Source organism: Candidatus Goldiibacteriota bacterium, from assembly GCA_016937715.1.
Taxonomy (GTDB): domain Bacteria; phylum Oederibacteriota; class PGYV01; order PGYV01; family PGYV01; genus PGYV01.
On record JAFGWA010000092.1, the window covers coordinates 1 to 20,530 of the forward strand.

Genomic DNA, 20,530 nt, shown 5'->3' on the forward strand with positions numbered 1-20,530 from the left:
CGCGTTAAGCTATAAGCAGTTAAGCATAAGCGAAAGCTTAAAACATAGCGCATTAAGCTATAAGCAGTTAAGCATAAGCGAAAGCTTAAAACATAGTAGCTATTGCTTAATTTGCTTCTGCTTATTTGTTTAACAGTTTCGCTATAGCTTAATTGCTTAATTTGTTTCTGCTTATTTGTTTAACAGTTTCGCTATAGCTTAATTGCTTAATTTGCTTCTGCTTATCTTTAATTTAGCACATTTGTGCTACTGTGTCAAGGCTTATTGCGTTGGTTATTATCGTGTGGTATAGTTAAATGGAATTAAATACGGAGGTGAGTATATGCGTATAAGTAAAGTTGTAATTTTGTTTATTATTATGGCCGTTGTTTTTGCGTCAGGCTGTTCCAGGCGGTATATAGTTAATGTTGATTCCATAAATGACAGGAGTGCTATTACAGGCAAAAAATTTGTGATAGTTTCCGGCAATAAAAATATAGACGCAAGCGATCTGCAGTTCATTGAATATGCCTGTTATGTGGCTGCTGCCCTTGAAAAGAAAGGATACACCCCGGTTGACAGCATAGATAAAGCCGACGTTGAGATATATATGTCATACGGAGTGGGAGAAGCCGAAAGGCATGTGTATTCTTACACCACTCCGGTTTGGGGGCAGACCGGCGGGGAGACCACGACGATAGCCAATATAATAAAGGAAGAGGACGGTTCCACCAAGTATATATCCAGCACTTCGTACACGCCGGATTACGGCATCACCGGATATCAGGAAAGGACGGATGTATACACCACGTACCCTAAATACATAATTCTTGACGCTTATGACCTTAAGTTAAAGCAGGATAATAAGAAACTTAAGCAGCTGTGGAAAACCTCGATAAGTAATCAAGGCGGGACAAAAGAGTTAAGAAAGTTTTTCCCTATAATGATAACGGCGGCGCAGCAGTATATAGGTGAAAATACCGGCGAAGAGATAAGTCTAAGCATCGGTGAAGACAATGAAGCTGCTATAAAATGCGTAAGGTAAGCAAGTAATAAAATTCACAATGTTCTAAAAAAAACAGAATGGAGTTTTCTCCCGGCAAATGGTAAAATAATCCGACTAAATTCAGGAGGATTATATGCCGGGAGCTTCAGTTATTACTTATAAAGGCAAGCGAATAGTATTTAATGATTTTTCCAATTCCGCTAATGAAGAGATATTAGCCACAATGAAAGAGGCGGTGGAACTGATAAGAACCCAGCCGCCGGAAAGTGTTTATGTAATAACGGATACCAGCGGAAGCAGTATGTATAATAAAGAAATCGCCGCGGCGTTTAAAGAGTTTGTTGCCGGCAATAAACCGTTTGTAAAAATGTCAGTAGTTGTAGGGATTGATGGAATTAAAAAAGTGCTTTATGATGCTGTGATTCTTTTTTCCAGGCGTAAAAATCTTGTTCTGATGAACAGTATAGACGAAGCAAAAGAATTTCTTTCAAAACAGCCATGATAAAATAAGGGCATGTAAAAAATGGAGGTATTATATGGCGGGATCTTCAATTATAAATCATAAAGGGAAGAAAATTGTTCATATGGATTTTTCAAACAGCAATCAGGAAGAAGTAATGAGTACTATGAAGCAGGCAGAAGCGCTTATACGCAATCAGCCGCCGGAAAGCGTGCTGGGGCTGCTGGATATTTCGGGAAGCATGTATAATAAAGAAATAGCAGCTGCTTTTAAGGATTTTGCGGCGGGCAATAAACCGTTTATTAAGATGACGGCTATAGTGGGGCTGGAAGGCATAAAAAAAGTCCTTTATGACGCGGTCGTTATGTTTACAAGAAGAAAAAATTTGGTCGCTATGGATAGCCTTGAAAAAGCGAAGGATTTTCTGGCGGAACTGAAATAAAAAAACCGGAGGTAATAATGCCAGCGGCAAAAAACGGAGACAAAGTAAAAGTGCACTATAAAGGCAGCTTAAAAGACGGAAAAGTATTTGACTCTTCCGAAGGAAAAGAGCCGCTGGAATTCACAATAGGCGAAGGCCAGGTGATACCGGGTTTTGAAAACGGAGTTCTGGGGCTTTCTGCCGGAGAGAAAAAAACAATTGTAATTCCGTGCGCGCAGGCATACGGCGAATATAGTGAAGAAGCCGTGTTCTTTATAGGCAAAGAAAACCTTCCGGAAGGAATGGAGCCAAAACCGGGGTAGGAACTTCAGATGGTAAACCCCGAAGGCCAGGTGTTTCAGGTTGTAATACTGGAAGTATCCGGAGACAAAATCAAACTGGACGCTAATCACCCGCTTGCGGGCAAAGAACTGACTTTTGAACTGGAACTTGTAAGTGTTAATTAAGCAGCTGCAGGCCGGCGCTTTATATAAAGTATAATTCAGGTAAGATGTTTACCGCGGTAAAAAAAGGGAGGTTAAAATGGAAGTAAAAGGAACGGCTGTTATTTCCACCAGGGAATTTGTTAAGGCGGCTTTTGGAGAATCGAATTTTGATAAGTGGATATCAAGCCTTGACCCGCAGGCAAAAAAAATATACGAGAGCGCAATTCTCACCAATAACTGGTATCCGATTGAAGATGCCTTAAGGAAACCGTCAAAAAAGATAGGCGAAATGTTTTATAACGGGGATTTAAAAAAAGGCGCGTGGGATTCGGGTATGTTCAGCGCTGATTATGGGTTAAAGGGTATTTACAGGCTGTTTGTAAAGATGGGATCCGCTAAATTTATTATAAATAAGGCAAGTTCGATTTTTTCAACATATTATAAGCCAAGCGTTATGCAGTCCGAAGTTACAGGGGACAATTCATCTGTGTTAAGGATAGTGGAATTTGCGGATATCTGCCCCGTGGTGGAAAGCAGGATAGGCGGCTGGATGCATAAAGGTCTTGAAATCTGCGGGGTAACGGATATTAATGTGGAAATAGTAAGGGCAAAGACAAAAGGCGATGCTGTTACGGAATACGCGGTAAGCTGGAGTGATAAATAAGTTTAATATTTTCAGGGGTGTATGTGTTGGATGTAATGTTTGAAAAAATAAGCGCGGGCGCGGAACAGGTCCTGAAAAAATCACGCGGGTCACACGACTGGGAACACACACAAAGGGTGCTGCGGCTTGCTGTTCATCTGGCAAAAAAAGAAAAAGCAGATATAAAAACCGTTAAATACGCCGCGGTACTTCATGATATAGCCCGCCATGAAGAGGATAAAAGCGGAGGAAAAAAAGACCACGCGCTGCTTGGCGCAGTAAAAGCTTCGCGGATATTATTAAAGCACGGGTTTGAACCCGGTTTTGTTGAAAATATAAAGCACTGTATAGAATGTCACAGGTTTCGGGCGGAAAGGAAGCCGCGGACCAAAGAGGCAAAGGTGCTTTTTGACGCTGATAAGCTGGATTCTATAGGCGCGGTAGGTATAGGCCGCGCGTTTTTGTTTGCCGGTGAAGTTGGGGCAAAACTGCACAATCCCGGGGCTGATATATTAAATACAAAACCATACACACAGGATGATACCGCATACAGGGAATACATGGTAAAATTAAGGCATGTCCGGGGCAGGATGTATACCAAAGAAGGCAGAAAACTTGCAGAAGAACGCCATGCTTTTATGACGCTGTTTTTTAAAAGGCTTGGCATGGAAACGGAAGGGAAAATTTAAAAATGAAAATCACGCCGGAGAACATACTTTCAGAGCAGGAAAAGCAAGTGCTGCAGTCTTCTATTAATGCCGCGGAAAGAGGCACCACCGGCAGGATACGCGTGCATATTGAGAAAAAAGCCGGCAGGGCGCCTTTTGAAAGGGCAAGGGCCGTATTTGAAAATTACGGGCTTAACGGGTATGCTGACAGAAACTGTGTGCTTTTATACGTGTCAACCGAAGACAGGCAGTTTGTGGTATTCGCGGATGACGGGATTAATGAAAAGGTTCCGGAAGGTTTCTGGAAACACGTCAGTGATTCCGTGACCGGAAAGATGAAAGACGGGCAGTTTTCAATAGGCCTTACCGCGGCTGTCAGCCTTACCGGCAACATGTTAATGGAATTTTTTCCCGCTGTTTCTGAAAATGGTGTCCGGCTATGAAATTACGCCTGGCGGCAGCCGCCGCTGTTTTTCTGTTATTTGCACCGGTGATATTTTCGACCGACTCTGTCCCTTACAGAAAAAGCAGGTATCTTAATGATTACGCTTCGGTTATAAACGATAAGAATGCCGGCGAAATTATGCTGTTGTTAAAAAGGTTTGAAAAAAAGACCGGTATTGAAGCGTCTGTACTTACTATAGGGAATGCTTCTGATTACGCCGCTGGAAGCGAAGGGGTTGACTTTCTTGCCGCAAGGGCGTTAAGCGAATGGAAACTGCAGGAAAGCGGGATTCTTCTTCTGGTGGCTGTTAATGACAGGCGCCTAAAAGTGGAACTTGGGCGCAATCTGGCCGAAAGCGGGGAACAGAAGTTTCAGGAAATAATTAACAATGTAATACTGCCTTATTTTAAAGCGGGTGATTACAGCGCGGGTATTTATAACGGAGCAAAAGCAATGACCGAAGCTTTTTCAAGGCAAGGCGGGGTTAAAGGGCCGCAGCTTCTGGTCTTTTCACTTATCGGCGGGGCTTTGTTTCTGTTTTTGCTTGCCGGAGTAAGTTTTATAGCCGGTAAAAATAAAGAAAGAAAACAGCCTGCAGGCGTGCCGGAAAATAACGGCAAAAAGACGTATGGCGGCGGCGCGGTAGGCCGGTGGTGATAAGGCAGGTATAAATTTAAAACGGCCGCAGATATATCCGCGTTTTTTTATAATATACTTTTTACTTTTTTTCATATATAATTAATTTGTGAATGTAGTAACTTCCCGCAGATAAGGGGGCGGCTTATGTGGGAATATATTTTTTTTAGGTTTTCAATTTTACCCGGTTTTACGCTGCTAAAAAAACTATGCGCTGAAATGTTTTATATTTTTTTGTTTTTTGGCGATAAGGCGGCGTTTTATGAACACAATTAGCGGCAATAAAAACCCAAGGATTCTTCTTGTGGAGGATAATCCGGCGGAATTACGCCTGATAAGGGAAATTTTTAAAGGTTTTGACCCTGACTGCAGTATTGTAAGCGCAAGGGACGGGGTGGAAGCCACGGACATATTGTTAAGGGATGATGATACCGGTTTTGACATCATAATTCTTGACCTTAATCTGCCCAGAAAAAACGGGCTGGAAGTATTAAGCGAAATTAAGCAGAGCAAAAAAGCAAGCGGGATTCCGGTGGTGGTTTTGTCCACTTCGGATTCAGAAATGGACATTCTGAAGTCTTATGAATTATCGGCAAACTGCTATATCACAAAACCGGCAGGGCTGGATAACCTTATAGACGCGGTAAAGGGAATAGACAATTTCTGGCTTGCATTTGGAAAGCGCGCTGACACCAAGGCGCAATGAAATACCTTTTATTTATTTTACTATAAACGTTAAAAAATCAGGGCGGTTTTAAGTGAATAAAAAACATATAAAAGTACTGCTTATAGAGGACAATCAGGGCGATGTAAGGCTTATCTGGGAAATACTATCAGAGGTAAGGAATTCGCCTTTCTACCTTGAAGTTGCTTCCACCCTTTTAAGCGGGCTTCAGGCGCTGGATAAAGTAAAACCCGACATAGTGCTTCTTGACCTTACCCTTCCGGACAGCAATGGAATATACACGCTGAACAGGGTAAAAGATAAAGTAAAAGAAGTGCCTGTGGTTGTCCTTACCGGAATGGATGATGAAGTGCTGGCAATTAAGTCTCTTAAAGAAGGCGCCCAGGATTACCTTGTTAAAGGCAGGACAGACAGCGAACTTTTGAAACGCGCCATACTTCACGCCATAGAAAGAAACAAACTTATAAGTGAAATGGAAGAAAATGACCGTAAACTTAAAGAAAGCTATGAAAAGCTGCAGGCACAAGACCGCCGCAGGGAGTCTGAAATACGGAATCTTGCAGAGGGTATAATACCGGTGGAAAAAGCGCTGAAAGAAGCGCTGGAAAAGCACAGCAGAGGCGGAGAAGAACGCGACGGAATTGAACAGACACTTAATGAAGCGGTTATATTGCTGGAAAAAATAAAAAAAATAAATGTTTAGTTTCCTTGATATGCGCCTTTTTCGGTGATATAAATAGTATCAGGAAATGAAAAATATATGGGAGATGAGGAAATGTCCGCTGCGGAAATGAAAACTGTTGATATTTTACTTGTTGAAGATAACAGGGCAGATATTAAACTTATTGAAGAATGCTTCAAGGAATTAGCCATAAAGTGCAATATAAGCGTTGCCACTGACGGCGAACAGGCTGTTAATATATTAAAAAAAACCGGCGGACACGCTGATGGTTTAAGGCCGGATGTTGTGCTTTTAGACCTTAAAATACCAAAAAAAGACGGTTTTGAAGTCTTAAAAGAGATTAAAAATGATGAAAATCTTGCCGGTATTCCTGTTATCATACTTTCATCTTCCAGCCTTAAAAATGACATTGATAAAGCGTATGCGTTAAAAGCCAATTTTTACATTACCAAAGAAATGGATATAGAAAATTATATACAGATAGCAAAATATATAGAAGATTACTGGCTGTCAAAGTCCGATAAAAGGGCCATATAGGGCGCAAAAAAAGCCCTGAATTAATAGTTTAAACCTCATAAAATTAAATCATAAAAGTATCCTTAAATAAGCCGTACAGGCAGTTTTTCCGCCTATTATCGTGTTTGACAGTAAATGGGGGATAAATTATAATATATTAGCCATAAAAAATGTTTCCTGCGGCAGGAGTGCGGCACGCTGTTTTAAGGAGTTGGTAAAAGTGGAGTATCAAAAGGATTTCTTTAAGAAGATACTGGACAACCTGTATGATTCTGTTTATTTCTGCGATGCCGAAAGAAAAATATCTTACTGGAATAAAGCCGCGGAAAAACTTACGGGTTATACGGCGCAGGAAATTGTAGGGACTCACTGCTGGGACCGAAAACTTGTGCATACCAATATCAAAGGAGAATCGCTTTGCGGCGGGGACACTTGTCCCGCGGTGAAGGCCATGAAAGAAAGGCGGCTTGTGGAAGAAGAGATTTATTTAAAGCATAAAGACGGACACAGGATACCCGTATTAACCCGCATATCCCCGATTTTTGATGATAACGGCGCGGTGGCAGGGGCTGTGGAAATCTTCAGCGATAATTCAACGAAAATGAGCGCGTTCATGCAGATTGAAAAACTTGAAAAACTTGCTTTTATTGACGAACTTACGGGTATAGGCAACAGAAGGTATTCGGAAATTAAGATAGGCGCCAAACTTGCGGAAACTGAAAGGTATTCATGGGCAAGGGATTTTGGGATGCTGTTTATGGATATAGATAAATTTAAGGATGTAAACGACATATACGGGCACGAAGCCGGCGACAGTGTTTTAAAAATGGTGGCAAAAACACTTGCGGCCAATTTAAGGACGGAAGATTTTGTAGGCAGGTGGGGCGGCGAAGAGTTTGTGGCGGTTATTTCGGACGCGGACAATAAAACGCTGTATGCCATTGCTGAAAAAATAAGGTCGCTTGTGTCGCAGTCGTCCTTAAACATAACCGATAAGGCGGTGGCTGTAACCGTGTCCATAGGCGCTACAGTGGCAAAAAGGGGAGAGGCAATGGATGTTATTGTGAAAAGAGCGGACAGGTTAATGTATGAAAGTAAAAGTTCGGGAAGAAACTACGTTACAATAGGGTGAGATGATGGAACAAAACGAAGCGCTTGAAAGGATATACAAAACGGCAAAGGTGGTCGGTTATATTCTGTTTGTAAGCCTGTTTTTTTACGCAGGGATAGTGGAATTTATTTCCCGCAGGCCGGAAATAGCGGGAAAAACGATAGTTGATTTTGATCCGGTCATGTTAAAAAAAATATTTCTTGTTTTAAGCGTGGTGGTTTATATGATTTGTGTTTTTATCAAAAAGTATTTTTTAAGAAAGGCGGCGCTTGGCGGAAACCAGGCGATTTCATCGCTGTACATATCTTCGGTGTCGGTGCTTATGATATGCCAGGTACCCGCCGCGCTTGGCCTTGTTTTATATTTTTCGGCCGGCACTAAACAGGATTTTTACGGGCTGCTTGCGGTTTCCGCCCTTCTATTTGTTATTTTTTTCCCAAGGTTTCCGGAGTGGAAGAAAGCGTTTAAAATAAAATAGCGGTGTTCAGGCGCGCCTTCCATGGTTTCTGCGATAAAAAGCCGCCTGAACAGACAGCTTTATAATTCTTTTTCTGGAGGTTTGTTTTGCCCGAAAAACTTAATGAGAAAAAACTGCTTGAAGAAATCAACAGTTTAAGGGAAAAACTGTCCAATCAGCAGCAGCTTGAAAAGCAGGTCAGGGTTTTAAAACAGTCCCTGAAAAACGCGGAAGAAATGAACAGTAAACTTGCAATGGCATCGCTTGATGCCGTTATGAAATTGGATTTGTCCGGCACGGTGATTTATGCTTCGGAACGCGCCGCGGAACTTTACGGCGCGGAATCAGTTGCGGAACTTATGGGCAAAAACGTAAAAATTTCATTAAGCGGCGAAGATCTTGACAGGTTTAATGAAAATATAAAAAAACTTCTGGTTGAAGGCTTTGTAAGCGGAAGCGAGTACAGTATCAGAAAACAGAACGGGGAATCCATTTATGTGGAATTAAGTTCGGCGGTTATGAAAGACAGTGACGGCAAGCCCACGGGTTTTATCTCTTCAATAAGGGATATAACAAGAAGAAAGAAACTTGAACGCGAACTGGTTGAGAGTATTAATAAATATAAGACGCTGTTTGAAACCGCGTATGACGCGATAACGGTGCATGAATATTTACCGGGAGAAACAGACGGAAGAATACTGGAAGCGAATGAAGTCGCCTGCCGTATGATAGGCCTAAGCAGGGGGCAGCTGCTTAAAAAGAAACTTTCGGATTTTATGCCGCCCGAGGCAACCGCGATTTCCAGAAAAGCCGTGGAACAAATATCCCAAAACGGGCATTGTATTTTTGAAACTATGATAAGGGCGGATAATATAACTTATCAGGCGGAAGTAAGCGCCCATATGATAGATTTTGCGGGAAAGAAAGCGATAATTTCCGTGATAAGGGATATAAGCCGGAGAAAGAAGACTGAAAAAATCCTTGAAGACAGCGCCAAAACTGTACGTAAAATAATGAACGGCATAATAATGGCTATGGAAAAACTTGTTGAAAAGAAGGATATTTATACTGTCGGCCATCAGAACCGCACGGCGGATTTGGCGGCGGCCATTGCTTCGGAAATGGGGCTTGATAAAGACAGGATAGCGGGAATATATATCGCCGCGGTTATTCATGATATAGGTAAAATATTCATTTCCGGCTCCATCTTAAATAAGAAAGCTAAACTTACAGGTGATGAATACGATATAATTAAACAGCACCCGCAGGCCGGTTTTGATGTGCTTAAGAATATAGACTTTCCGTGGCCTATAGCGCAGATAGTGCTTCAGCACCACGAAAGGATAAACGGAAGCGGATATCCCAACGGGCTTAAGGACGGGCAGATACTTTTGGAAGCCAGAATAATAAGCATAGCGGATGTGGTGGAGGCAATTACTTTTGAGCGCCCTTACCATGAAGCTTATGGTATTGAAAGGGCGTTGGAAGAAATAGAGAGCAACAAGGGTACTTTATATGATCCGGAAATTGTTGATGTATGTATAAAACTTTTCAGGGAAAAGGGTTATGTTTTAAATGATGAGTTGAAAGACAGGGACAGCATAATTCTCTGATAAATATATTAAAACGGAGCGGATTTCTTGAAAAAAATATTATTGTTTTGTGCCGGTGTAATTATTATATATGCTGTATATGGATGCACGGGAAGTTCCAATCCTGCGGCGGCTTCTTACAGGCCGCCTGTTGCCGCGCCTACCGCTGTGCCGGGAATGGCTGACTGGCAGGAACTTGATGTGCCAATGGATACAAAAGGGGTTTATGGCCACGCGCTTTTAAAACTTGGCGGGAGTATAGCTGTAATTGGCGGAAAGACAGAGAACTCCTATTTGAAAAACGTGCCATTAACCGCTGATTTTGAAACGTGGTCAACTGTTAATGCGAATACAGGTTTTGGAGAAAGGGAAGATTTTGCCTATTGTACAGACAGGGATAAGACTTATGTAATAGGCGGTTATTACGGCGGCGATAAAGAGGAAAAATTTTTTAATGATACCTGGGTTTCGTACGGAGCGCTGACATTCACCGCGCTTGAGACGGGAAAAACGGCGCCGGTATCGCGCGGTTTAAGGGCGGTTGTTTTTAAGGACAAACCCCGTTTAAGCGGCGGTTATGACGGCAAAAATTACAGCAATGATGTGTATTATTTTGATAAAGAAAAAGGCTGGATAAAGGAAAAAACAGACAGGGAATCATTTAAACCAAGGGCATCGCACGGGTTTATTGTTTTTGACAATAAATTGTGGGTTATAGGCGGAAAAGGGGAAAAAGAGAAATTTTCCGATGTATGGAATTCAACCAATGGCGCTGACTGGGAGGCGGTAACAACAAGCGCCATGTTTGGGGAAAGGTCTGATTTTGCCTGTTTTGTTTTTGGCGGAAGGATGTGGGTAATGGGCGGGCAGCTTTCGGACGGTAAAGCGTCCGGTGATGTCTGGTGGTCGGTTAACGGCAGGGCCTGGATACAGGCGGCTAAGGACGCGTTTCCTGCAAGGCATTCAGCCGGTGTCATAACAGAAGGCGGTGCTGTTTATCTTTTTGGAGGGATAGCGGATAAAATAAAAAATGACGGATGGTGGTCAAAATGAAGAAAATACCTGTGATATTATTGATAGTATTTACGGTTTCATGCGGGCAGATATTCATGATGGAAGCGGAAAAAGCCAGGGCAAAAGCCGGTGATTTTCTTTATACGCTGTATAAAATGCAGGATGTGGATGCTGCGTATGCCATGACAGACCCGAATTTTGAGAACAACAATGGAATAGGGGCGCTGGAAATAGCTTTTGACACAGCTAAATTAAAATACGGCCGTTTTGAAGGGTTTAAAGCGGACAGTTATCTGGTGGATTCTGATTCGCGCACAATTGAACTTTTTTACAGGGCGTTAAGCGAAAAGGGTATCCTTTATCACAGGCTTACAGTAAGGCTTGATGAAAAAGGCAAATATAGAATTACCGGCATGGAAACATCTCCTGTAGCTTTTGGGCCTTTCAGGACCGAAAGAAAATTTAAAAGCGAATAATAAAGGGGAGATTAAATGGCTGTTGAATGGAAACCGGAAATGTCTGTGGGTATAGGCGAAGTGGATGTGCAGCACAGGAAGATTATCGGCAAATTAAAGGAACTGTCTGACGCGCTTGAAAAAAAAGAAGAACCTGAAACCGCGGCGGGCATACTTAAATTTCTTGCGGTTTATATTGAGGAACATTTCAGGACGGAAGAAATGTTCATGCTTAAGTATATATATCCGGATTTTAAGGAACACCAGGACAGGCATCTGGGTTTCTTAAAACGCATCACGCGGCTTTATGAGGAACTGAACGCGGGCGGCATAAAAGGCGATGATATCTATAATGAAAGTATCGCGGTGTATAACTGGTTTGTTCTTCATATAGAAAATACAGATAAAAAGATGGGCGCTTTTTTACGCGGCAAAATAAGATAAACTGTTTAGGCCATAAAAACTTCAGGGGGCGGATTTGAATATATGGACGGCGGTGCATTTTTCGGCTTTTTTGATTTATTCTGTGCTTGTTGTCTATGTGATTCTTAAAAACCCAAACGCTGTCATAAACTGGATGCTGGCCGCTGTTTTTCTGTGTATGTGGTTTTGGAGCGGCACAAATACAATCCTTTATAATTCCTATATATCCCCGCTGACGGCTGATTTTGTGCTTAGGGTTCAGTCTTTGTCATGGGCTGTTTTTCCGGCTTTTTACGCGCTTTTTCTGTTTCATCTGATGAAGAAAACCGCGCTTCTGAAAAATCCGTTTCTGTATATCGCCCTTTTTTCTGTTACGGCATTTTTTCAGCTGGGTAATTTCTCCGGGCGGATGCTTGTCTGCTGTGACAGCACTTATTTTGGGCTGACGGGAATATGGAAAAATTCTTTTTATGTTTATTTGTTTATTGCGTACAGCGCGGTTATTTTTACAGTGCTTATGTTATATCTTATAAGTTTCATAAGAAACCATAAGAAGGGTAATTACAGAAAATCTGCTGAAATAATACTTGGAAGCACTGTTATGTTTTTTGTGGTGACGGTTATAGTAAGTTTTGTTTTAAAAGCGCTGCGCATTCACATACCGCTTCAGGTGAATATTACCCTTCTTGTATTTGTAGCGGGAATTGTTTACGCTGCGGAAAAATACAGTTTCTTTGAAATAAACGCGGAAACCGCCGCGGACAAGATTGTGGAATCAATTGATGAAGGTTTAATACTGACGGATATGGACGGGGTTGTAGTGGAAGCAAATAAACACGCGGTTGAAATGATGAAGCGGTTTGGTAATCCGCATGGGAAGAATATATTTGAACTTATGGGGGAGAATGCGCTGGTTAAAAGGGTGGCATCCGGAGAAAAAATTAAGGAAGAAGAGGCGGCAAGGGAAACACCGGAAGGGATAAAGTTTTATACAATATCCGCGGGCCCGGTTGAAAAAAGAGGCGAAAAGTTTGGTTATATCTGCGTCATAAAAGACATTACGGCAAGAAAAAAAGCCGAGGAAGAACTTAAATCAACCATAGCGGAATTAAAAAGGTCTAATGCGGACCTGGAACAATTCGCAAACGTGGCGGCACATGACCTTAAAGAGCCTGCCAGAATGGTGGCAAGCCATGTGCAGCTGCTTAAAAAGAAAACTTATGAAAAGCTGGATGGCGCTCAAAAGGAGCATATGAATTTTGCCGTGGAAGGCGCGTTTCGTATGAACAGCCTGATAAATGACCTTTTGGATTATGCCGCCATACAGGCCGGTTCCGTTAAAATTTCAATGCTGAATCTTGATTTGATTGCAGCCGGCGCTGTCACCGCTCTTAAACAGAAGGCGGATGAAGCAGGCGCTAAAATAACTGTATCAGAAAGCCTTTTAAAAGTGCGGGGTGATGAAAAACAGGCAATAAGGCTGTTTGTTAATGTAATAGATAATGCGGTAAAATTCCGGCTTCCGGGGGTAAATCCGGAGATTCAAATTTCGGCCCGGGAGGACGCGGGTTATGTACGCGTTAAAATAAAGGATAACGGGATTGGTATTAATGAAGAGTATCTGGATAAAATTTTTAATTTATTTCAAAGGCTTAATCCGCGTGAACAATATGAAGGCAACGGCGTCGGCCTTGCCGTATGCAGGCGGATAATGGAAAGGCACGGCGGCAGAATTTGGGCGGAATCCGCAGGAGAAGGCAGAGGCAGTACGTTTGTGATTGAATTTAAGAAATAGTTTCAGCCGGTGTTAAAACAATTATTTAAGCCGGAACAAAGGCGTAAGCGGATGTTGAATGTTATCAGTAAAATGTAATTTCCGGAATGATTTTAATGGTATAATTTATTAAATGTCCTATAAAATGAATAAGGGGAGGCGAAGAAGTGAACGTTTGGACAGTACTTCATTTTTCCGCCTTTGTAATCTACTTCGTTCTGATGATATACATAATCGCAAAGAATCCCGCTGCTGTAATTAACTGGCTGCTTGGAATGGTTTTCATCTGTCTGTGGTTCTGGAGCGGTTCTAACGCCCTTCTTTTTAATTCGTACATAACACAGGAGAAAGCGGATATTATATTGAAAATTCAGACAATAGGATGGGCGTCTTTTCCCACTTTTTATGTTATTTTTCTTTTATATTTTATGAAAAAAGAGAGCATATTGAAAAATGTATTTGTTCTGACTTTCTTTTTTGCGATGCCGTTTATATTTGAGGCGGCGGCTTTTTCTGACAAAATGCTGGTATGTTGTGACAGGACTTCTTTTGGTTTAACCGGCATCTGGGGCAATTCCGCCTTTGTGTATCTTTTTATAGCTTATTGTTTTGTTATGTTCGCGGTTTCGCTGGGGATGCTTGTTCTTTTCAGGCACAGGCAGAAGAATGTTAATATGAAAAAGTCCGCGGATATAATACTGGCAACAACCATAATGGCTTTTTCAATAACTTTAATTGTAAGTTTCATACTTAAATGGTTCAGGATACATGTGCCTTTGGAAGCAAATCTGGTATTTTTAATTTTTGTAACGGGTATTATATACGCGGCCGGTAAATATGACTTTTTTGAAATAAACGCGGAACAGGCTGCGGACAGGATACTGGAATCGGTGGATGAAGGGCTTATTCTGACAGATATACAGGGTGTTGTGATGCAGGCAAATTCGACGGCAAAACAGATGCTTGATATTGAATTTAAAGCTGAAAAGGATAACATTTCGGAGATTATTCAGGATGAAAAAATAACAGCTATGATACTGTCAGGTGAGAAATTTACGGGCATAGAGTTGTCCCGGGGATCAGGTAAATCCGAAAAAATGCTTACTTTATCCTGCACGCACGTTGAAAAAAACGGTGAAAAACTTGGTAATTTGTGCGTTATAGATGATGTCACCGAAAAAAAGGCCGCTGAAAGAGGGCTTGAAAAAACAATGAAAGACCTTGAAAGGTCAAATGTGGACCTGGAGCGGTTTGCGTATGTGGTGTCGCATGATTTAAAAGAGCCTTTAAGAATGGTTTCAAACTACATGCAGCTGCTAAAGAAGAAATCATACGACAGGCTTGAAAGCGAAGACAGGGAATACATTGATTTTGCGGTTGACGGCGCTTTAAGGATGAACGAGCTTATAAAAGACCTGCTGGATTATTCAAGGGTCAATACAAGGGGCGGTAAATTTGAGCCCGTTGACCTTAATGACGCGGCTGAACACATAATTAATATAATGAAATTTAAAATAGAGGATGCTAAAGCACGGATATTAATACCGCAAAGGCTGCCTTCTGTCACGGGCGACGGAATGCAGATAGAACAGGTATTGCAGAATTTAATTGAAAACGGCCTTAAGTTCAGAAGTAAGTCGGGCATACCTGTGATTGAAATAACGGCACAGGAAAACGCGTCTTCTGTTATTTTAACGGTAAAAGACAACGGCATAGGCATAGAACAAAGGTTTCAGGACAGGATATTTGAAATATTTCAGAGGCTGCACTCCCGGGAGGAATATGAAGGTACGGGGATAGGCCTTGCCATCTGCAAACGTATTATGGAACGCCATGGCGGAAAAATCCGGGTGGAATCCGAAGGGGATAATAAAGGGAGCGTATTTGTTATTGAATTCAAAAGATAATATAAGTGATAATATGCGGTATTTTAAGTGTGTTATGGAAATTATTACTGTTGAAGCCTTTTAAGAATTTCAACAGAGCCTGGTTTATCAATGGGGTTATTCCCGTTTCCGCATTTGGGGGAAAAGACGCAGACAGGGCACCCTTTTTCACAGGCGCATGATGACACGTTATTTAAAGTGATTCTAAGCCAGTCCTTATATGAGTCAAACAGTTTTTCCGCGATTCCTATACCGCCTTCATATCCGTCGTAAACAAATATTACAGGGTTTCCGTTTGTATAGGTGCTGTATGACCTGCCGCCAATGTCATCCCTGTCGCACATGGCGATAATCGGCGCCATTCCTATTACCGCGTGTTCCGCGGCGTGCATAGAGCCGTCAAGGTCAAAGCCGGATACGGCAGATATAACAGAAGGGGACATATCAAACCATACCGCCTGTGTGTTAAAAGTTAAAGGCGGCAGCACCAGATTTTCCTGCCCTAAAGTACGGCCCGCTTTTTTTCTTCTGTACCCTTTAAAAAATTCAGTGACGTTTACGTCTCCGTAGCACAGGGAAAAACCGTTAAAATTAATTTTCTTTTTCAGGGCAAGTATCTTTACCTCTTCTTCTGTCACGGGTTCTGTCACGTAATCCGCGGATTTTTTCTCTGCCGTGGCCTCGCCCTGCGCAAGGTCAAGTTCTGTTATTATGTATGTTTCGCCGTTATATAAATGTACCGCGCCTTTGTGCGCGGTTTCATAGGCCCGGCTTAAGGGCAGCTCTTCAAGTGTTTTTCCGTCCACCTTTACCTTAACTGACAAAGGCCCGGAAGAATCAAGTGACACCGCGTCGTGCGGGCGCACGCCGCCGGAATAAATAAGGCCGCGCGCCGTATGTTTTATAACGCCCTGTTTTTCAAGTTCCGGAATTATCAGGTCTGCGCCTGTGTCAGAAAACATGGTGCTGCTGTTTTCGCCTTCAGAAGGGTAAGGCAGTTCGGCAAGCGCGCACAGTACCTGGCCGGCGGTAATATTCGGGTTTTCAAGCGACACATTGGCGCTTTCAAAAGACCGCGTCATTACCGTTTCGGGAAATTTTAATATGTACTGTTCCATCGCGTCTTCGGATGGAATAAAAAATATTACCGATTCTTTTCCGCTTCTTCCCGCGCGTCCCGACTGCTGCCAGAAAGAGGAAACAGTTCCCGGGTAGCCCGCCATTATGACGCTGTCCAACCCGCCTATGTCTATTCCCAGTTCAAGGGCATTGGTGGATATTATGGCTTTTGATTTTCCTGTCTTTAAATTGTTTTCAATCTCGCGGCGTAATTCCGGAGTGTAACCCGCCCTGTAAGAAGCGATGTCAAGCAGCCCGTCTTCCTGTGACGCCCACATTCTTATGGATTCCGCCATTCTTCTTGATTTGGTAAAGACCAGCGTCTGTAAGCCGTTATTAGTACATGAAAGTAAAAGGTCTTTGGCCTGGGTGACAGGAGATTTTTCGGAATTTTTTGAGGCATCCCAAAAGATTATTTTTTTGCCAGCCAATGGCGCGCCGTTTTCGCTTATCTCCTCAAAGGGCAGCCCTGTCAATTTGTACATGAACTGCGGGGCATTTTTAATTGACCCTGAAGCGGCTGTAACGGCGGGTTTCACGCCGTAATAATTGCATACGCGCAGCAGGCGTCTGATTAAAAATGCGATGTTGGATCCAAAGACGCCCCTGTACCTGTGCGCTTCGTCCAGAACTATCAGGCTCAGGCGCGAATAAAAATCCGCGAATTTGGAATGATAGGGAAGTATCTGGTGCAGCTCGTAAGGGTTTGTGATAATTACGGAGGCTTCCCGGCGTAAGCGCTGTTTTGTATTTGCATCCGTATCGCCGTCATAAACGCCGCTTACAAAATTCAGGCATGATAATGAATTCATCTTTTCAATTGAAATTAACTGGTCATTTGAAAGCGCCTTTGCCGGGTAAATATACAGGCATGACCTGCCCTTTTCAATTTCAGAAAGCGCGGGCAGGTTAAAAGCAAGGCTTTTGCCGGAAGCGGTTGGTGTTGTAAGGACGCTGTTTAAACCGTTATTATGGTTTTTTATTGCCTCTGCCTGATGAATATACAGATTCTTAAGGTTCAGCGCTTCAAGATACTTTTTCTGCGCGGGTGTTAATATTAACCTGTCCGTGTCACAGTATCTGGCGGGCGATTCGGGCAGTGTTACGGTTTTTATTATCTGGCCGCGGTAATATTTGGATATTTCAATATCCTGAATTAATAAATCTATTTTGCCCATTTTTCACCAAGTTTGTTTAAGACAAGCGCCATAGAGCGCACATCAATGACGTTATGTGTTGTGATAAGGTTAATGTCTTCCGGTTTTCGCAGTTTCAGCCAGCGGGAATAATGGTAATCCACTTCTGAGCCGTCTATGTCATTATCGCGGTACTCTTTTAAAAGGTACATTTCCATCTCTTTAAGAGAATGCGCCAAAGCCGCCGAAAACGCGGCCCTGCAGTAATGCAGAAGGTCAAAGTTAATAAGGGCGGAAAAACGTTTTGCGGCGTTTCTTAATCCGTAATATGAAAACCTGGAAACTGTAAACGGCACATCAAAAGACCTGCCGTTGTATGTGACAAGCGCTTTGAATTTTGACGAAAGGGTATCCAGGTACATAAGGGCTTCGTATTCGGCGTCGGGGTTTAACGCGGTAAACTGGTTAACGCTGAAAGTTTTATTGTCCGCGTAATACCCTGTGCCTATTGTGATTATCTGGGTTTCGGAAAAAAGGCTGCGGGTTTCCAAATCCAGAAACAATAAATCTTTTGGGGCGTATAAGCCGGACATAAGGTAAAAAAGCCTGTTAGAGCCGGATAAACGCGTGCGCAGTTTTTTTGTAAGTTCTTCCGGGGTGCAGGACAATATATCCGCAAGGCCTGCCGCATGCTGTTTATGCTTCTCGTGCGACAGGGCATCCTGTATTTTATTAATGCCCGTGCTCTTTAATTTCTCGGCTTTTTTGGCGCGCACACCCGGTAAAAGTTCCAGGCAGCATTCACACTCGTTCTTAAACAGCTCCGCAGGGGGTAATGACGGTGTAATTGCAAAGTCTTCAGTATAAGTAAGCAGTTTTGCCCCTTCCACTTCGGTTATCTGCCCCTTTAAACCGGCTTCTTTAATGGAATATGGAATCTCTTTTTCGGGCTTTTTCTGCGCTGTGAATTTCTTTAATATGTCGGGGTTAAACGCCATTTAAATCTCCTGTGTTTTATACGGCTGATTATATCATAAATAAATACCGGCACTCCGGAAGCTGAGAAGTTTTATTTGCGCTTTGATTATTAACAGTTTTATGTTTAAATAAAATATCAAAAATCCGGGAGGGAATACATGGCAAAAAAACCTGCAAAGAAAGCGGTTAAAAAATCAATTAAGAAACCTGTAAAAAAAACTGACAGAAAAAGCGCGGGTAAGAAGGTATTGGTTAAAAAAACTGCCGGTTTAGAAAATATTATTACTCCAAAACAGCAGCCTTTGCGGGAGATTAAATTAATTTCTGTGGTAAAAAACAGTTTTGATACAATGGTAAATAATTTCTGGGAGCTTATGCTGCTGCTTTTTTTACCTTCCGCCTGTTTTTTGATAGGTTACCTGCCTTCGTACAGGCCGGACGCGCAGATCACAGGCGTTGAAGGTTTTAACTGGCCTTTTATGATTGCGGGATACTTAATTGGTATTATTACTTATATTATGGTGTTTGTTGTGCTGGACAGACGGGACAAAGGGCTGCGTGAAAAAAGTACGGGAGAATACGTAAAAGAAAATTTAATGGGTGCTGTAAAACGGCTGCCTGCTGTTTTGTTGATAGGTTTGATATTTTTTTCCGTGATTGCGGCTGTTTTAGGAATACCTGCGGGGATAATAGTTTTTGCAGCGCTTGCGGATGAAAGTGTAAAAGCGGCTTCTATAGCAGCGGCGGTACTGCTTTTTGTAATTGCTTTGGGGGCGGTTTTTATAATTGTGCTGGTTTACGGCCAGTCGTTTATACTTGCTGTAACCAGGCCGGGAATAAAAAATCCCATAGCCCACAGCGCTAAAATTACAAAAGGGAAAAGATGGAATATACTGTTATTATACATTCTGCTTTGGATGATGACCGCTTCGGTGCAGATTATGGTGATGATGCCGGCTTATATTCTGGGCGCTTTGTCATTGGCTTTTATTCCATTGTTGATGCTGGTTGGAATCATATATATGGTATTTATAATGGCTATAAACGTTTTTAATAATGTGTTTTATTTTTCGCTCTTCAGGGCGCTTGAAGATTCGTACCGGGATAAAAACGGCACAACAGCCCCGGGTAAATAGTAATTCATCTGTTTGTTCAGGAGCCGTGCGTAAGCCTTGATTTTACACCGCTTTATAAGCTATGCTTGTAATGGCGGGGTGGATTAATTATGAAGATTGCATTTATATCGGATATTCACAGTAATTACGATGCTTTAAAAACAGCTGCGGAATTCATTAAGGACAGTAATGCCGAAGCCGTGTACTGCGCCGGAGATATCATCGGGTATGGCGCGCAGCCTAATGAATGCGTGGATACGTTAAGGGGAATGCGGGCGTTATGCGTAAGGGGTAATCATGAAGATTACTTATTGGGGGAGAAAGACTTTAACGGGGTAAACAGGAATGCCAGGGAAGCAATATCCTGGCACCGGGATACGGTAACGGAAAAAAATATGAAATACATAAAGGGGCTGAAATATTCCGAGGTAATAAAAGAACACTCCATAAAAATTGTTCATGGTTCGCCTTTTTATCCGGAGAATTTCAACTATGTCATGTCCAGAAGGGAAGTGATTGAAGCCTTTTTATCATTTGAAGAACAGATATGTTTAATAGGGCATACTCACATTCCCGCGGCATTCAGGTTTAATGAAGACTCCGGGCTGTATCAGTACAGGTTTGGCAGCAAAGTACATGTTGAAAAAGGATTCAGGTATATTATTAACATAGGAAGCGTGGGTCAGCCGCGCGACGGCATGCCGCAGGCGGGAGTCTGTTTGTATGACAGTGACAGCGGTATTTTTGCCGAAAAAAGGCTTGATTATGATATTCACTCCGCGCAAAAAAAAATACTTGACGCAGGCCTTCCGCCAACCCTTGCCTACCGCCTGGCGTATGGGCTTTAATTTATACAACGGGCAGGCAGCTTCCGGAAAAAAAC

The 20,530-nt window shown here is 42.4% G+C and carries 22 protein-coding genes and 1 pseudogene; 21 read left to right on the forward strand and 2 right to left on the reverse strand.

Annotation, left to right across the window (positions count from 1 at the left end; all coding sequences use genetic code 11):
* Positions 1-322: 322 nt before the first annotated feature.
* The 19 genes and pseudogenes from JXR81_09470 (at position 323) to JXR81_09560 (ending at position 15,320) form a co-directional block, all read left to right on the forward strand.
* Positions 323-1,024 (forward strand): hypothetical protein, encoded by a 702-nt coding sequence (locus JXR81_09470; GenBank protein ID MBN2755070.1) that lies wholly within the window; start codon positions 323-325, stop codon positions 1,022-1,024.
* Positions 1,025-1,118: 94 nt separating this feature from the next.
* Positions 1,119-1,487 carry a hypothetical protein gene (locus JXR81_09475; GenBank protein MBN2755071.1) on the forward strand — a complete coding sequence of 123 codons (369 nt, stop codon included), beginning with the start codon at positions 1,119-1,121 and terminating at the stop codon, positions 1,485-1,487.
* Positions 1,488-1,521: 34 nt separating this feature from the next.
* The gene (locus JXR81_09480; protein MBN2755072.1) at positions 1,522-1,887 is read left to right on the forward strand and encodes a hypothetical protein; all 366 of its coding nucleotides are present in this window, start codon (positions 1,522-1,524) and stop codon (positions 1,885-1,887) included.
* A 17-nt stretch (positions 1,888-1,904) separates the two neighbouring features.
* Positions 1,905-2,333 (forward strand): annotated as a pseudogene (locus JXR81_09485) (peptidylprolyl isomerase).
* A gap of 76 nt (positions 2,334-2,409) precedes the next feature.
* Entirely contained in the window at positions 2,410-2,976 is a 567-nt protein-coding gene (locus JXR81_09490; GenBank protein ID MBN2755073.1) for a hypothetical protein, read from the forward strand.
* A gap of 35 nt (positions 2,977-3,011) precedes the next feature.
* Positions 3,012-3,644: an HD domain-containing protein gene (locus tag JXR81_09495; protein ID MBN2755074.1), complete on the forward strand. Its 633-nt coding sequence runs from the start codon at positions 3,012-3,014 to the stop codon at positions 3,642-3,644.
* Positions 3,645-3,646: 2 nt separating this feature from the next.
* Positions 3,647-4,066 (forward strand): TPM domain-containing protein, encoded by a 420-nt coding sequence (locus JXR81_09500; protein ID MBN2755075.1) that lies wholly within the window; start codon positions 3,647-3,649, stop codon positions 4,064-4,066.
* Positions 4,063-4,725: a TPM domain-containing protein gene (locus JXR81_09505; GenBank protein MBN2755076.1), complete on the forward strand. Its 663-nt coding sequence runs from the start codon at positions 4,063-4,065 to the stop codon at positions 4,723-4,725. The genes JXR81_09500 and JXR81_09505 overlap by 4 nt, the downstream gene beginning before the upstream one ends.
* Before the next feature lie 241 nt (positions 4,726-4,966).
* The gene (locus tag JXR81_09510; protein MBN2755077.1) at positions 4,967-5,410 is read left to right on the forward strand and encodes a response regulator; all 444 of its coding nucleotides are present in this window, start codon (positions 4,967-4,969) and stop codon (positions 5,408-5,410) included.
* A gap of 52 nt (positions 5,411-5,462) precedes the next feature.
* Positions 5,463-6,092, forward strand: a complete 630-nt coding sequence (locus JXR81_09515) for a response regulator (GenBank protein ID MBN2755078.1) — start codon at positions 5,463-5,465, stop codon at positions 6,090-6,092.
* Positions 6,093-6,179: 87 nt separating this feature from the next.
* Positions 6,180-6,608 (forward strand): response regulator, encoded by a 429-nt coding sequence (locus JXR81_09520; GenBank protein ID MBN2755079.1) that lies wholly within the window; start codon positions 6,180-6,182, stop codon positions 6,606-6,608.
* 199 nt (positions 6,609-6,807) lie between these two features.
* A complete protein-coding gene (locus JXR81_09525; GenBank protein MBN2755080.1) occupies positions 6,808-7,719 on the forward strand; it encodes a sensor domain-containing diguanylate cyclase in 912 nt (303 codons plus the stop codon).
* 4 nt (positions 7,720-7,723) lie between these two features.
* Complete coding sequence (locus tag JXR81_09530) at positions 7,724-8,176, forward strand: hypothetical protein (protein MBN2755081.1); 453 nt, start codon at positions 7,724-7,726, stop codon at positions 8,174-8,176.
* A gap of 86 nt (positions 8,177-8,262) precedes the next feature.
* On the forward strand, positions 8,263-9,768 hold the full coding sequence (locus JXR81_09535; GenBank protein ID MBN2755082.1) for a PAS domain S-box protein: 1,506 nt from the start codon (positions 8,263-8,265) through the stop codon (positions 9,766-9,768).
* Between the two features lie 27 nt (positions 9,769-9,795).
* Positions 9,796-10,800, forward strand: a complete 1,005-nt coding sequence (locus JXR81_09540) for a hypothetical protein (GenBank protein ID MBN2755083.1) — start codon at positions 9,796-9,798, stop codon at positions 10,798-10,800.
* Positions 10,797-11,237 carry a hypothetical protein gene (locus JXR81_09545; GenBank protein ID MBN2755084.1) on the forward strand — a complete coding sequence of 147 codons (441 nt, stop codon included), beginning with the start codon at positions 10,797-10,799 and terminating at the stop codon, positions 11,235-11,237. Before JXR81_09540 ends, JXR81_09545 begins: the two co-directional genes overlap by 4 nt.
* A gap of 15 nt (positions 11,238-11,252) precedes the next feature.
* Positions 11,253-11,660, forward strand: coding sequence for a hemerythrin family protein (locus JXR81_09550; protein ID MBN2755085.1), 408 nt, complete (start codon positions 11,253-11,255; stop codon positions 11,658-11,660).
* A gap of 34 nt (positions 11,661-11,694) precedes the next feature.
* Complete coding sequence (locus JXR81_09555; GenBank protein ID MBN2755086.1) at positions 11,695-13,434, forward strand: PAS domain S-box protein; 1,740 nt, start codon at positions 11,695-11,697, stop codon at positions 13,432-13,434.
* Between the two features lie 200 nt (positions 13,435-13,634).
* Positions 13,635-15,320: a GHKL domain-containing protein gene (locus tag JXR81_09560; GenBank protein ID MBN2755087.1), complete on the forward strand. Its 1,686-nt coding sequence runs from the start codon at positions 13,635-13,637 to the stop codon at positions 15,318-15,320.
* Positions 15,321-15,364: 44 nt separating this feature from the next.
* Here JXR81_09560 and JXR81_09565 read toward each other — a convergent pair whose 3' ends face one another.
* Positions 15,365-17,596: a DUF1998 domain-containing protein gene (locus tag JXR81_09565; GenBank protein MBN2755088.1), complete on the reverse strand. Its 2,232-nt coding sequence runs from the start codon at positions 17,594-17,596 to the stop codon at positions 15,365-15,367.
* Entirely contained in the window at positions 17,584-18,552 is a 969-nt protein-coding gene (locus JXR81_09570) for a ribonuclease H-like domain-containing protein (protein ID MBN2755089.1), read from the reverse strand. The genes JXR81_09565 and JXR81_09570 overlap by 13 nt, the downstream gene beginning before the upstream one ends.
* Before the next feature lie 138 nt (positions 18,553-18,690).
* Between JXR81_09570 and JXR81_09575 the strand changes: the two genes are divergently transcribed.
* Together JXR81_09575 and JXR81_09580 are read left to right on the forward strand one after the other, a co-directional pair.
* A complete protein-coding gene (locus tag JXR81_09575; GenBank protein MBN2755090.1) occupies positions 18,691-19,668 on the forward strand; it encodes a hypothetical protein in 978 nt (325 codons plus the stop codon).
* 89 nt (positions 19,669-19,757) lie between these two features.
* Positions 19,758-20,495, forward strand: a complete 738-nt coding sequence (locus JXR81_09580; GenBank protein MBN2755091.1) for a metallophosphoesterase family protein — start codon at positions 19,758-19,760, stop codon at positions 20,493-20,495.
* Positions 20,496-20,530 lie beyond the last annotated feature (35 nt).